Source organism: Lacinutrix sp., from assembly GCF_023299985.1.
Classification (GTDB): domain Bacteria; phylum Bacteroidota; class Bacteroidia; order Flavobacteriales; family Flavobacteriaceae; genus Lacinutrix.
On record NZ_JALZVX010000114.1, the window covers coordinates 16,736 to 30,318 of the forward strand.

Here is a 13,583-nt window from a genome sequence, read left to right on the forward strand (position 1 = left end):
TCAATAATATCTTAATATATAAAAGACAGCCTAACCGCTGTCTTTTATCGTTTTATACTTAACTTGTGCCAAAATTATTAAATTTATTCTACAGCAATTTTTATAAAACTTAAAATTTGAAACAAGCAATAAAATACATGATTATTAGTGCTTTAGCATTTACACTTTTAAATGTATTTGTTAAAATATTAGATAGCTTTACTGTGTATCAAATTGTTTTTTTTAGAGCTTTAGGTTCGCTTTTTTTTACTATTCCATTTTTATTAAAAAATAAAATATCTTTGTTAGGAAACCAGAGAAAACTACTAGTATTTAGAAGTTTATTTGGCGTAGTTTCAATGACGTTGTTTTTTCTTTCAATTAAATTTATCCCAATAGGAACAGCGGTTTCCATACGATATATCGCGCCAATTTTTGCAGCCATTTTTGCTATTTTTTTTTTAAAGGAAAAAATAAAAAACTCCCAATGGTTATTTTTTGGTATTGCATTTTTTGGTGTCTTAATAGTAAAAGGGTTTAATGTTAACATGGAGATAGAAGGTGTACTTTATGCTTTGTTTTCTGCCATATTTGCTGGTTTTGTATATGTAATTATTAGAAAAATTGGTAATAAAGATCATCCAGTTGTGGTTGTTAATTATTTCATGTTTATTTCGGTAATTATTGGAGGTATTTTGTCGATTAATAATTGGATAACACCACAAGGTAAAGAGTGGTTTGTTTTTTTAAGTTTAGGTGTGTTTGGCTATTTTGCCCAGTTGTATATGACTAAAGCTATGCAAGTAGGTGAAACTAATAAAGTAGCACCATTAAAATATTTAGAAGTTATTTTTACTATTATTATAGGCCTAGTTTGGTTTAAAGAAATTTATACTATTCTAAGTCTGGCAGGTGTTTTACTAATTATTTTGGGATTAACATTAAATAGTTTAAAAACAACCAAAGCACTTAAACAACCTAATAGTTAGGCTAGATAATAAGTAAATATAGTGTATTATAATAAAAGGCACTCATTCTAAAGTTGATGCTTTCTCTTTATTATTATATATTTACAACACATAAAATTTAATTAAAAATGCTACAAGATTTATGGTTTAACGTACAGTATGGAATTAACCACGTACTCGATATTGGTGCTTACGACCACGTATTATTTTTAATAGTATTAACTGTCCCATATTTATTTAAAGACGGAAAGCGTGTGTTTTTATTAGTAACAATGTTTACTGTTGGTCATACATTATCATTAATACTATCTACTTATGCAGCAGTAAAAATTAATGGAAACATTGTAGAGTTTTTAATTCCAATAACTATTTTAATTGTTGCGCTTTTTAATATTTTTACATCAGGTAAAGGTGCACAAAAAGAAAAAGTAGGTATACTGTTTATTTCAACTTTATTTTTAGGTCTAGTTCACGGATTAGGCTTTGCTAGAGAATTTAATTTACTTGTAGGAGTAGAGGGTAATAAGCTATTATTACTTATTGAATTTGCTTTAGGAATAGAAATAGCGCAAATAATAATAGTTTTTATCGTGTTGTTTTTAGGGTACATAACACAAACCGTTTTTAGATTTACAAAACGTGATTGGGTTATGGTAATATCTGCAATAGTGGTAGGACTAGTAATACCTATGTTACTAAGTAGTCCGCTACTAAAGTAGAATATCTATAAAGTTTTCATAAATCTTCATTAATTGAATTGTAATTAAAATACTAACACGCTATCTTCGTTGTTAGTGTAATACATACGCTAGATTTTTCTATGTTCCTATTTATTTAAAATAACACTTAATTTAGCTCGGGTTTTTCAACATTAAAAAATCTAAAATACCTAATATATGTCACTAACTAAGCAATTAAAATACGATAAAGCCTATTTAAGAATAGCCAAAGAATGGGGAAAATTATCGCACTGTAAACGCAAGCAAGTAGGTGCTTTAATAGTAAAAGGGCGTATGATTATTAGTGATGGCTTTAATGGCACACCAACAGGTTTCGATAACTATTGTGAAGACGACGAAGGTTACACAAAATGGTACGTTTTACATGCTGAAGCTAACGCTATTTTAAAGGTAGCGTCCTCTACACAATCTTGTAAAGGTGCAACGTTATATATTACACTATCACCTTGTAAAGAATGTAGTAAATTAATACACCAAGCAGGAATAGTACGTGTGGTTTATAAAGAAGGTTATAAAGACGATTCTGGCTTACAATTCTTAGAAAAAGCTGGTATTGAAATTGTTAAAATTGAAGATTTAAAAGCTTAAAAAGAATATTATCTATGAAATTAAAAATAAAATACCTGCCTCTACTTTTAGGCGTCGCAATTGCGATTGGTATTTTTATTGGTGGTTCTTTAGATTTTAATGATACGTCTGACAACCTTTTTACATCAAACAGTAAAAAAGACAAACTTAACAGACTTATAGATTACATAGACCATGACTATGTAGAAGATGTAAATACAGACAGTATTGTAGATGTTACGGTTAATGGTATTTTAAAAAACCTGGATCCACATTCGGTATATATTCCAAAAGAAAATATGCAAAGCGTTATCGAAAACATGAAAGGCGACTTTGTAGGTATTGGTATTAATTTTAACACGCATCAAGATACTATTACAGTTATTAGAACTATAGAAAATGGACCAAGCGAACGTGCAGGTTTAAAAGCAGGAGATCGTATTATTACTGCAGATGGAGACTCACTTTTTGGTAGAGATTTAAGCAATGGAGATTTAGTAAAAAAATTAAAAGGAAAAAAAAATACAGATGTTATTTTAGGAATTATTAGAAAAGAAGAAGCCAAACCTTTAACCTTTAAAGTAACACGTGGTGATATTCCTATTGTAAGCGTAGATGCAGCTTATATGCTAACCCAAACGCTAGGTTATATTAAAATTAATCGCTTTGCAGAATCTACTTATAAAGAATTTAAAAAAGCGTTAACTACACTTGAAAAAGCTGGAGCTACAGAAATAGCCTTAGATTTAAGAGATAATCCTGGTGGTTTTTTAGGCGTTGCCGAACGTATAGTTGATGAGTTTTTAGAAGATGATAAACTCATACTCTTTACAAAAGATAAGAGAGGTGAAATAGATAAAAGTTTTGCTACAAGAAGCGGCTCTTTTGAAAACGGACATGTTTATGTTTTAATAGACGAGAATTCTGCATCAGCAAGTGAAATTGTTGCTGGAGCATTACAAGATAATGATAAAGGTACTATTGTAGGTAGACGCTCTTACGGTAAAGGTTTGGTGCAACGTGAAATGCAATTAGGAGATGGAAGCGCAGTGAGATTAACAGTTTCAAGATATTATACACCAACAGGACGCTCTATTCAACGTGCTTACAGTAAGGGAAATAGAGATTATTTTGACGATTATTATTCTAGAATTAGTAGAGGAGAATTAGTAGATGCTGAAAAAATTGAAGTTGCAGATTCCTTAAAATTTACCACACCAAAAGGTAAAATAGTGTATGGTGGTGGTGGAATAATACCAGACGTTTTTGTGCCTCTAGATGCAAGTATGCAAAACGAAACTATTGTTTTTCTAAAACGTCGTGGTTTTATAGACAATTTTGCTTTCCAACATTTAGAAAAGGATAGAACCATTTTTAAGGACATTAATAGACAAGACTTTATAGTTACTTTTGAAGTAACAGACCAAGTGGTTGAAGATTTTCAAGATTATTTAAACGAAAAACGAAGTACCAATATTGTTTTTATTACCTATAAAGAAGAAATCAAGCACTATATAAAAGCAGCACTCGCAGATCAGCTTTTTGGTAATGGTGCCTATGAAGAAGTTTTAAATATAAAAGACACTATGGTTAACAAAATAATAAACCTAAGTTTTAATAAAGATTTTACAGATTAATACGTAAACCTTATCTTGAATCTTAATAAGTTTTCTATTCTTTAAAAGAACTATACTCTACTTTTTTGTTCAATTTTTTTAGAAATTCTTAAAATTTGAAGCAACATAATAGCACAAAGCGAAGCCACTATAGTAATTACAGCAATCATACTCTTATCTTGAAAAAGAGCTTCAAAATTTAGCATAGTAATGTTGTATATTATTAGACCAACAGCAATAATATTAAGAATGAGTGTAAATATTTTCATGTGTCTATATTTATTGTTTTTAATTATTAAATGCTGTTTACTATTAATTATAATAATAACGTTTTAGCAAATGCATTTTATATTACAAATTTAAGCAAAAAGAATTTTAACGTTGTGTGCAAATAACTTAATGGCTATTGCTAATAAAATAACACCAAAAACTTTTCTAATAATATTAATTCCGTTTTGTCCTATAAAGCGTTCAATTCTTTTAGATGTTTTAAGTACAACATAAATAACAACCACATTTAATAAAACAGCTAGAATTATGTTTTCTGTCTCAAATTCTGCTCTAAGCGATAGTAAAGTGGTTAAACTTCCTGGTCCTGCAATTAATGGGAAAGCCAGCGGAAAAACAGAAGCAGTCATTGGGTTTGTGTCTTCGTCTTTATATAATGTAATACCTAAAATCATTTCTAGAGCAATAAAAAATAAGATAAAAGAACCTGCAATAGCAAAAGAACTAACGTCTATACCAATAAGGTTTAAGATGCTTTTTCCTAGAAATAAGAAAGCAATTAGAATTACACCTGCTATTATTGAAGCTTTTTCACTTTGAATATGTCCTGCTTTTTTTCGTAAATCGATTATTATTGGAATATTACCAACTATATCTATTACAGCAAATAGAACCATAAATACCGTAAATATCTCTTTTAAATCAAAATTCATAACGTTGTATTCTTGTTTTTTTTTTAGAAGCCTTTTGTGTTGGTCTTCAATATTTTATAAATAATTAACTGTAGCAGTTAAAACGATTATTATTAAATTTTCGGCAAAAGTACTCTTAAATACTAGAATTGCAATATTAAGTTAAGGTTAAATTTCTACTAAATTTTATTCTTAATTTAATTGAAAAATTTCGGGCTATCTTTGTAACCCATTCAAGATTAAATTAAGAATACTCAAAACAAATATGTTTCAATTAGGTAAAACAATAGTTTCTGAAGCTATTATAGAAAACGACTTTGTGTGCAATCTATCGGCTTGTAAAGGAGCATGTTGCATAGATGGAGATGCTGGAGCACCTTTAACAGAAGAGGAAGCGCAGACACTTAAAGATATCTACCCAAAAGTAAAACCTTTTTTAAGAACAGAAAGTATTGCCGTTATCGAGGCGCAAGGTACTTCTATAACAACAGCTTTTGGTGAGTTAGAAACACCATTAATTAATGGAGCAGATTGTGCTTATGTTATTTTCGATAAAAAAAACACAGCGTTGTGTGCTATAGAAGAAGCTTATAATCAAGGTGAAGTAACCTGGAAAAAACCTGTGTCCTGCCATTTATATCCTATTAGAGTAAAAGAGTATACAGAGTTTTCTGCCGTTAATTACGATAAGTGGGAAATCTGCGACGACGCCTGTTCTTTAGGTAAAGAATTACAAGTGCCAGTTTATAAATTTGTAAAAGAAGCGCTTATTAGAAAATTTGGAGAAGATTGGTACACCGAATTAGAAAAAGTGGCTGCGACAATGAAATAGTATTAAGTTATTTTTTTGCAGAAATAGATAGTTGCTTTAGTTTGTATTGTTACTTCATTTATTGCATTTTTTCTAAATACTGCTTTCTTTTTTTTAGTTTCAAGCCTAATACTATTTTGCATAAGTTTTTATTGCTAATAAAAAACTTATTCAACACAACAAAAGGTTATAAAACTAATAAATTTACCAAATAAAAAGTAAAATTTACAATAATCAACATCCCTTATTTTATTGCTTCTAACGTCACATGTAGGTTTTTAAATACTTAAAAATCAAGTAGTTATTTAAAATGTATGAAATTCGTTGATAGACAAGGTAAACACTACGTTGTTAAAAACTTGTTGACAACGTTTATACGATACCCTTTCATTTTTAAGTACAATTAACAATATTTGTTAAAGGTAAAATAAAGTAGTTTTTCTACTGTCTTAAGTTAATTCTAAAAGATATAGTAAATCATTTTTTTTCCTAAATAACATCTTTTTTATTCCTTTTAGAAGGAAAAAATATTACATGTTTTACAAATGTTTTTTAGAATAAATGAATTCTAAAGGATAAACAGCTATTTAATTGATTACTTATGGAGATTACAAAAATTTTAAAGAGAGATTACGAAACAAGTCCGTTTGTTTTAAATAAAATTTCCAATGCCATAGAAAAAGCAATGCTTTCTGTTGGTAATGGTACTAAAGAAGATGCGCATGCTATTTCTAACACTGTTTTAGAAACATTAACGCAACGTAAAATAATAGATGGTAAATATTTACCAACAGTAGAACAGGTTCAAGATTTAGTTGAAGAAAAATTAATGGAAAGCGCATTTCATGATGTTGCTAAAGCCTATATTTTATACAGAGACGAACAAGCTAGAAATAGAAAAACAAATATTTTTGAAAAGCGTATTAACTTAAAACCATACGAATATCCAGCACTTAACGAATATGTAGATGCTATTAGGCATTCTTACTGGATTCATTCAGAGTTTAATTTCACAAGCGATATTCAAGATTTTAAAACAAGACTTACTATTGTAGAGCAAAATGCTATTAAAAACACAATGCTAGCAATCTCTCAAATTGAGGTTGCAGTAAAAGGTTTTTGGGGAGACTTGTATAATAAAATGCCAAAACCAGAAATAGGTTCTGTAGGTGCAACTTTTGCAGAAAGTGAAGTTAGGCACCACGATGCGTATTCTCATTTATTAGAAATTTTAGGATTAAACAATGAGTTTAAGCATCTAAAAAAGAAGCCAGTAATAATGCGTCGTGTACAGTATTTAGAAACGGCTTTAAAAAATGCCAAAAGCGAAGACAATAAAGAATTTGCAGAGTCTATTTTATTATTCTCTTTATTTATTGAGCACGTGTCTTTATTCTCTCAGTTTCTAATAATTATGGCTTTTAACAAACATAGAAACATGCTTAAAGGTGTCTCTAATGTTGTTGAGGCAACTTCTAAAGAAGAGCAAATACACGGAGATTTTGGAATAGATATTATTAAAATTATTAAAACTGAAAACCCAACATGGTTCGATAAAGCACATGCAACTCAAGTACAAGATATGTGTAGAGAAGCTTTCGAGTCTGAAAGTAATATAATCGATTGGATTTTTGAAGCAGGAGAATTAGATTTCTTACCAAAAGATGTTATAAATGAATTTATTAAAAACCGTTTTAATAATTCTTTAGAAAGCATTGGAATAGAAAAAGTATTTGACATAAATGAAGCATTAGTAGTTGAAACCGAATGGTTCGATGACGAAATTATAGGAACTAAACACGGAGATTTCTTTGTAAAACGTTCAATTAACTATGCAAAAAGACAAAAAAGTGTAACCGGAGACGACCTATTTTAATATGAGCAACACAACAAAATCAAACACCGAAGTAAATCAAAGTCAAGAAGCAAAAGCCTCTAACTACGATGAATTAATTAACGCTAGAAAAGAAGCTAGAAAAGAGGCTAATAAGCAACCAGAGATTAAATGGTTAACAGAAAATAGTCGTAAATTTTTAGAATCTGGTTATTTAACGGAAGGTACAAACCCAGAAGAACGTATTAGAGAAATCGCAGAACGTGCTGAAGAGATTTTAAAAATCGACGGTTTCGCAGATAAGTTTTATGGCTATATGGCAGAAGGCTATTACTCATTAGCTTCACCAGTTTGGTCTAACTTTGGAAAAAAACGTGGTTTACCAATTAGTTGCTTTGGTTCACACATTTCTGATGATATGGGAGATATTCTATACACACAGTCTGAAGTAGGGATGATGTCTAAATTAGGAGGTGGTACTTCTGGTTATTTCGGGAAATTACGTCATAGAGGTGCACCAGTAAAAAATAATGGTAAATCTTCTGGAGCTGTACACATTATGCAACTGTTTGAAAAAATGGTAGATGTAGTAAGTCAAGGTTCTGTAAGAAGAGGTCGTTTTTCTCCATATTTACCAATAGATCACCAAGATATTCACGAGTTTTTAGAAATAGGAACAGAAGGAAACCCAATTCAAGAGCTAACACATGGCGTTACTGTTGGGAACGAGTGGATGCAAGAAATGATTGATGGTGATGCAGATAAAAGAGCTATTTGGGCAAAAGTATTACAGCGTAGAGGAGAAATAGGATATCCTTATATCTTCTTTAAAGACAATGCTAACAATGCTGCGCCAGATGTATATAAAGACAAAGGTCATGAGATTTACGCAAGTAACTTATGTTCTGAGATTATGTTACCTACAAACGAAGAGTGGTCTTTTGTATGTGTATTATCTTCAGTAAATTTATTACACTACGATAAGTGGAAAGATACAGATGCTGTAGAAACAATGGTATACTTTTTAGATGCTGTTTTAGAAGAGTTTGTAACTAAACTAGAAGCATATAGAGATTCTTCAGATAGAGACGATAGACAAACGTTTATGTTCATGGAGAAAGCTTATAACTTTGCTAAAGAAAATAGAGCTTTAGGAATGGGAGCTTTAGGATGGCACTCATTACTACAATCTAAAATGTTAAGTTTCGACAGTCAAGAAGCTTTTAATTTAAATAGTGAAATATTTAAAACAATTGAAGAAAAGTCTCAAAAAGCATCAAGAGAATTAGCAACATTATTTGGTGAGCCAAAAGTGTTAAAAGGATATGGAAGACGTAACACAACATTAAATGCTGTAGCACCAACAACATCATCAGCCTTTATTCTAGGTCAAGTATCGCAAGGTATCGAGCCAATTTGGTCTAATAGTTATGTTAAGGATATCGCTAAATTAAAAGTGACTATTAAAAATCCTTATTTATTAGAGTTATTAAAAGAGAAAGGAATGGATACTGTTGCTATTTGGAAAAGTATTCGTGATTATGATGGATCTGTACAACATTTAGAAGGCTTAACAGAACACGAAAAAGATGTGTTTAAAACCTATTCTGAAATAGACCAGATGACAATTATCTATCAGGCAGCAAACAGACAAAACCATATCGATCAAGCACAATCGCTAAACATTATGGTGCATCCAGATATGCCAGTTAAAGACATTAATAAATTATATGTTACAGCTTGGCAATTAGGCGTAAAATCTTTGTACTACCAACACAGTATGAATGCTGCTCAAAAATTCAAGCAAAAGAAAGAATGTGCTAGTTGTGAAGGGTAATTAGTGAAAGTTTATTAAAAATAAAATATAGAAGTGCCTTGAAAGAACAAGTCAAGGCACTTTTTTTAGTGCCAAATTGAAATATAAAATTGTTAATTAAAATACTTGTTATTAGCAACTTAAGTGTTAAAAAAATAAAAAAAGAATGAATAAATAATGAAATACGCTGAAGATAAGTACAGAAAAAGGGACATAATGAAACATCCCTTCTTGTCTTTTTTACAATAATTGGTTCCGACGCCTATTTTGTAATTAAAAAATATGAGATTAAAAAAATCTCTTACTTTCTTCAAAGAAACAAAATTAGTTTCTATCTGACAAGACAAATGTTTCTGTTTAAAATTTAGAATAGCTTAGAGCTCATAAAATAAGGGTTTTAAACCAAAATAATTTTCAAATATAATTTGTAAAAAACAATAAACATGTCAAATTTAAATAAAAGAGGAAGCGATTATGTGCTTTCAATCAATCAATTAGCAGCATTTTCTAATGCTACAGAAGCTGGTAAAAGGAGAATCATTAAGCAACAAAAACAACCAAGTAAATTCATGGTTGCTTGGTATCAATTACCAAAAGCTAGAATAAGAAAAGCAATTTCAACTAATTGTGATTTAGAGCCAATTTTAAATGGTATTGAAGAGCTGAAGCTTAGAAAGCCTGAAATGCCAAGACAAATTGCTAATAGGCAAGTTTCATTAGAAGCTTTGAGGCGATTTGTGAATATTAAATTACCTAAACTACTCAAAGATGTGCCAAATGAAATAATAAAAAAAGTTCCTTCTAAATCTATAATTATTAGTGGAGTCGAAATTATTATATCTCCAGATGTTATATACAGACTTAAAATAAATGATAAAGTTTATATAGGAGCAGTCAAAGTACATATATCAAAAAATAACATTTTCAATAATCAACAATCTCGATATGTTTCAAGTTTGATATATAAGTATCTTAAAGAGGTTGTTGCAGAGGATGGTGAAGAAGTTCTGGAGGAACTTTGTTTATCGATCGATGTATTTGGAGATAGAGTGATTTCAACACCAAATAACCTTCCTAAAGTAATCAACGATATAGAGTTTATCTGTCAGGAGGTTAAATCTATTTGGAATGCTGCATAAATAAAAAGCGCTTCAATTAAATTGATGCGCTTTAAATAAAAGTTTAAATCTGGAAAAAAGAAACTTCTGTCCAGAACCTAATATTTTATTAGTTGATTTTGAGAGCTCAAATATATAAAATGATTAGGCATAAAAGAATTTTCATATTGTTTAATTAAAATATTAATTATTATGGCGAAAAAAGCTAGAATAACTAGGCACAGAAGTGCTAAGACTGGAGAGTATGTTACTAAGAAGTATGCAGACAAACATCCAGCAACTACTGTGAAAGAGACTAGGAGAAAATAGTCTCTTAAAAAGAGCATCCTGAAAAGGATGCTTTTGCATTAAATATATAGTATTAATCTGCTGCCATTAAGGCAAAAAACTTGTCAATATTAGGGAGGAGAATTATTCTAGTACGTCTGTTTTTAGAGCGACTTTCTTTAGATTCATTATCTGTTAAAGGTTGATAACTACTTCTACCAGACGCTATTAATTTTTCAGGCGAAACACTAAAATCGTTTTGCAACTTTCTTACTACAGAAGTAGCTCTTAAAACACTTAAGTCCCAATTATCTTCGACTTTAGCAGTGTTAATGGTTCTAGAATCTGTATAACCTTCTACCATGACATCAATACTAGGTTCAGAGTTAATAACATCTGCAAGTTTCTGTAAAATGTTATTAGCTTTATAACTTCCGCTTTTAAAAAACATTTTATCGCTTATAGAAATCATTACTACAGTATCGTTAATATTTAAAGCGATGTCTTCATCTTCATTCAAAGAACTAGTATCTATTACACGGTTTAAACTGTACTCTATAGCTAAAATCATCGAGTCTTTAAGTGTTCTAGCTTGACTTAATTTGTAAGAGTCCACTTTTGTTAACGTTGCTCGCATTTGCTTTTTAGTCAATTTTGAAGCTATTGTTCCATCAGGTGAAATATCTAATTTGGTACTATTTTCAAGCTGTAGTCCTTCATTATCTTGCACTAAAGAGTTTATTTTAGAATTGTAAGTCTCAACTCTAGATTCAATTTTGGCAAATTTAGCTTCTAGCGCTTCTTTTTCTACTTGTGTTTTTGTCAATTCACTAATAGCTTTTTCCCTTTTCTTGTTCTAGAGCCAAAAATTTTTTCTTAGAGACACAACTGGTTAGAATGATACAAGAGAGTAATACAATAACTGTTTTTTTAATAGTTATAATTAAGTTTTAGATTTAATATAGATACGTTAATATTTTATTTGTAGACTTTTTTAAATTAATTTTATTTGTCTTTAATACTTTAAGTATATTGATACTCTTAAAATTATAAAGTATATAATGAATAGTAAGCTTAAAGAAGTTGCTCTCGTTTTTTTTAAATTAGGATGTTTTGCCTTTGGTGGTCCAGCAGCACATATTGCAATGATGGAAGATGAGGTAGTAACAAAGCGTAAATGGATGACGCGCGATTATTTTTTAGACCTTATAGGCACAACTAATTTAATTCCTGGACCAAATTCTACAGAAATGACTATGCATTGTGGCTATGAACGTGCAGGTAAAAAAGGACTTTTTGTTGCTGGTATCGCATTTATTTTTCCAGCAATTATTATTACAGGATTATTAGCGTATTTATATGTTGAATATGGACAACTACCAGAAGTTGCTCCTTTTATTTTTGGTATAAAGCCAGCAGTATTAGCAATTATAGCTTCTGCTGTTATAAAACTTGGAAAAAAAGCAGCAAGAACAACAACGCTTATTATTCTTGGAGTATTAGTATTAACAGCTAGTTTGTTGGGTGTTAACGAGGTTTTTGCTTTATTGACAGCTGGTGTTCTTGGAACGTTATATTTTTATTTAAAAGAAAAAACAAAAGGGAATTTAAATAACCTTTCGCCTTTTTTCTTAATGTCTGGCTTAGGTTTTTCGTTAACTAAAATATCTGCATTAAATGTATTTTGGGTATTTTTAAAGGTAGGTGCTATTTTGTATGGAAGTGGTTATGTGTTGTTTGCTTATTTAGATGCAGAATTAGTAACATGTGGTTGGCTAACACGAGCAGAGTTAATAGACGCTATTGCCGTTGGCCAGTTTACACCAGGACCAGTATTGTCTACATCCACATTTATTGGCTACCAATTATCAGGCTTTACAGGAGCTTTAGCCGCTACGACTGGAATATTCTTGCCTTCGTTTTTATTTGTGTTAATACTTAATCCTTTTATTCCTAAAATGAGGAAATCTAAGATTTTACGTTATTTCTTAGATGCAGTTAATGTTGCTGCAGTTGCAATTATGTTAGCTGTTTTAATTGTAATGGCAAAAGAAACTTTACTAGACTGGAAAGCTGTAGTTATTGCTATTGGTTCTGCTGTATTAGTTTTTAAAACTAAAGTAAGTTCTATTTGGGTTATTGTATTAGGCTCTGTATTAGGATTTGTTTTAATTAAATTATTATAATTTTAAAACAGAAAAGCCATCATATTAAATGATGGCTTTTCTAAATAAATTAAAACTATAATTTACTACTCAGTTTCTGTAATAGTAGCTGGTTTTACATCACTATCAAAAGAGTTGTGATATTCTTCTAATAAATTCATTGTAGCAGTTAATAAATCTTTAGTTTCAAGTAATAAGCTAAAGTATAATGTTGTGTTTTTTGGGCTAGATTCTTCAGTTCTTGTACGTGCAACTTGTTTTACAATTTTTGAAGTTACTAAATCGAACATCTCTTTTTTACGATTAATAATAGCTCCAATTTGTTCAAATGAACGCGAATCGAAAGCTGCTTTTGTGTCATTAAATAACGTTTCTAATACATCATCAACTTCTTTAAGTTCTTTAATTTGACTAAACTTAAGGTTTTTATGGTTGTTGTTAATATGTTTGTGGCTTACTTTAGAAATGTACTCTAAAGACTGTGTCATGTCTTGTAAGTATCCTAATATATTAATATAAAAGTTACTGGCTCTTAAACTTGTTTCATCAAGATTTTTAATAAAATAAAAGATGTTATCTCTAAGGTCATCTACTTCCGAAGATAATTTATCTACTTGTTTTTTATTCTTTTTAAGTAACTTTAAATCTTGTTTAGCTAAACCTTTTACAGCATTTGTGTAAATAAGATTTCCTCGTTTTACAACATTCGAGATGTTTACTGCACTTTCATGAATAACACCTTGTACAGATTTACTACCTGTTTCTTTTAAGCTGTCTTCGTC

12 protein-coding genes and 1 pseudogene are annotated in these 13,583 nt (G+C 30.0%); 9 read left to right on the forward strand and 4 right to left on the reverse strand.

Features of this window, described 5'->3' with window-relative positions:
• The first annotated feature begins 137 nt into the window (after positions 1-137).
• The 4 genes from Q0C58_RS05820 (at position 138) to Q0C58_RS05835 (ending at position 3,891) form a co-directional block, all read left to right on the forward strand.
• Positions 138-968, forward strand: a complete 831-nt coding sequence (locus Q0C58_RS05820) for a DMT family transporter (RefSeq protein WP_290698770.1) — start codon at positions 138-140, stop codon at positions 966-968.
• Positions 969-1,075: 107 nt separating this feature from the next.
• Entirely contained in the window at positions 1,076-1,666 is a 591-nt protein-coding gene (locus tag Q0C58_RS05825) for a HupE/UreJ family protein (RefSeq protein ID WP_290698753.1), read from the forward strand.
• A gap of 177 nt (positions 1,667-1,843) precedes the next feature.
• Positions 1,844-2,275: a dCMP deaminase family protein gene (locus tag Q0C58_RS05830; RefSeq protein ID WP_290698755.1), complete on the forward strand. Its 432-nt coding sequence runs from the start codon at positions 1,844-1,846 to the stop codon at positions 2,273-2,275.
• Positions 2,276-2,289: 14 nt separating this feature from the next.
• Positions 2,290-3,891 carry a S41 family peptidase gene (locus Q0C58_RS05835; protein ID WP_290698757.1) on the forward strand — a complete coding sequence of 534 codons (1,602 nt, stop codon included), beginning with the start codon at positions 2,290-2,292 and terminating at the stop codon, positions 3,889-3,891.
• A gap of 50 nt (positions 3,892-3,941) precedes the next feature.
• Here Q0C58_RS05835 and Q0C58_RS05840 read toward each other — a convergent pair whose 3' ends face one another.
• Both Q0C58_RS05840 and Q0C58_RS05845 read right to left on the reverse strand, forming a co-directional pair.
• The gene (locus Q0C58_RS05840) at positions 3,942-4,139 is read right to left on the reverse strand and encodes a hypothetical protein (RefSeq protein WP_290698759.1); all 198 of its coding nucleotides are present in this window, start codon (positions 4,137-4,139) and stop codon (positions 3,942-3,944) included.
• A 90-nt stretch (positions 4,140-4,229) separates the two neighbouring features.
• Positions 4,230-4,811, reverse strand: coding sequence for a MarC family protein (locus tag Q0C58_RS05845; RefSeq protein ID WP_290698761.1), 582 nt, complete (start codon positions 4,809-4,811; stop codon positions 4,230-4,232).
• A 244-nt stretch (positions 4,812-5,055) separates the two neighbouring features.
• On the opposite strand from Q0C58_RS05845, the gene Q0C58_RS05850 reads away from it, so the two are divergent.
• From Q0C58_RS05850 to Q0C58_RS05865, 4 genes are all read left to right on the forward strand, one after another.
• Complete coding sequence (locus Q0C58_RS05850) at positions 5,056-5,622, forward strand: DUF3109 family protein (RefSeq protein ID WP_290698763.1); 567 nt, start codon at positions 5,056-5,058, stop codon at positions 5,620-5,622.
• A gap of 580 nt (positions 5,623-6,202) precedes the next feature.
• A complete protein-coding gene (locus tag Q0C58_RS05855; RefSeq protein ID WP_290698765.1) occupies positions 6,203-7,477 on the forward strand; it encodes a ribonucleotide-diphosphate reductase subunit beta in 1,275 nt (424 codons plus the stop codon).
• Between the two features lies 1 nt (position 7,478).
• Positions 7,479-9,272 carry a ribonucleoside-diphosphate reductase subunit alpha gene (locus Q0C58_RS05860; RefSeq protein ID WP_290698766.1) on the forward strand — a complete coding sequence of 598 codons (1,794 nt, stop codon included), beginning with the start codon at positions 7,479-7,481 and terminating at the stop codon, positions 9,270-9,272.
• Positions 9,273-9,694: 422 nt separating this feature from the next.
• Entirely contained in the window at positions 9,695-10,390 is a 696-nt protein-coding gene (locus Q0C58_RS05865) for a hypothetical protein (protein ID WP_290698767.1), read from the forward strand.
• Positions 10,391-10,730: 340 nt separating this feature from the next.
• Here Q0C58_RS05865 and Q0C58_RS05870 read toward each other — a convergent pair whose 3' ends face one another.
• The gene (locus tag Q0C58_RS05870; protein WP_366841361.1) at positions 10,731-11,462 is read right to left on the reverse strand and encodes an OmpA family protein; all 732 of its coding nucleotides are present in this window, start codon (positions 11,460-11,462) and stop codon (positions 10,731-10,733) included.
• 235 nt (positions 11,463-11,697) lie between these two features.
• Here Q0C58_RS05870 and chrA point away from each other — a divergent pair, with 235 nt between their 5' ends.
• Positions 11,698-12,822, forward strand: coding sequence for a chromate efflux transporter (gene chrA / locus Q0C58_RS05875; protein WP_290698769.1), 1,125 nt, complete (start codon positions 11,698-11,700; stop codon positions 12,820-12,822).
• A 65-nt stretch (positions 12,823-12,887) separates the two neighbouring features.
• On the opposite strand, the pseudogene Q0C58_RS05880 reads toward chrA, so the two are convergent.
• A pseudogene (locus Q0C58_RS05880) lies at positions 12,888-13,583 on the reverse strand (inorganic phosphate transporter); the annotation flags it as partial.

Bases quoted from the DNA above. Each gene is read 5' to 3' on its own strand.
- Q0C58_RS05820 (WP_290698770.1), top strand. From the start codon at position 138: ATGATTATTAGTGCTTTAGCATTTACACTTTTAAATGTATTTGTTAAA.
- Q0C58_RS05825 (WP_290698753.1), top strand. From the start codon at position 1,076: ATGCTACAAGATTTATGGTTTAACGTACAGTATGGAATTAACCACGTA.
- Q0C58_RS05830 (WP_290698755.1), top strand. From the start codon at position 1,844: ATGTCACTAACTAAGCAATTAAAATACGATAAAGCCTATTTAAGAATA.
- Q0C58_RS05835 (WP_290698757.1), top strand. From the start codon at position 2,290: ATGAAATTAAAAATAAAATACCTGCCTCTACTTTTAGGCGTCGCAATT.
- Q0C58_RS05840 (WP_290698759.1), bottom strand. From the start codon at position 4,139: ATGAAAATATTTACACTCATTCTTAATATTATTGCTGTTGGTCTAATA.
- Q0C58_RS05845 (WP_290698761.1), bottom strand. From the start codon at position 4,811: ATGAATTTTGATTTAAAAGAGATATTTACGGTATTTATGGTTCTATTT.
- Q0C58_RS05850 (WP_290698763.1), top strand. From the start codon at position 5,056: ATGTTTCAATTAGGTAAAACAATAGTTTCTGAAGCTATTATAGAAAAC.
- Q0C58_RS05855 (WP_290698765.1), top strand. From the start codon at position 6,203: ATGGAGATTACAAAAATTTTAAAGAGAGATTACGAAACAAGTCCGTTT.
- Q0C58_RS05860 (WP_290698766.1), top strand. From the start codon at position 7,479: ATGAGCAACACAACAAAATCAAACACCGAAGTAAATCAAAGTCAAGAA.
- Q0C58_RS05865 (WP_290698767.1), top strand. From the start codon at position 9,695: ATGTCAAATTTAAATAAAAGAGGAAGCGATTATGTGCTTTCAATCAAT.
- chrA (WP_290698769.1), top strand. From the start codon at position 11,698: ATGAATAGTAAGCTTAAAGAAGTTGCTCTCGTTTTTTTTAAATTAGGA.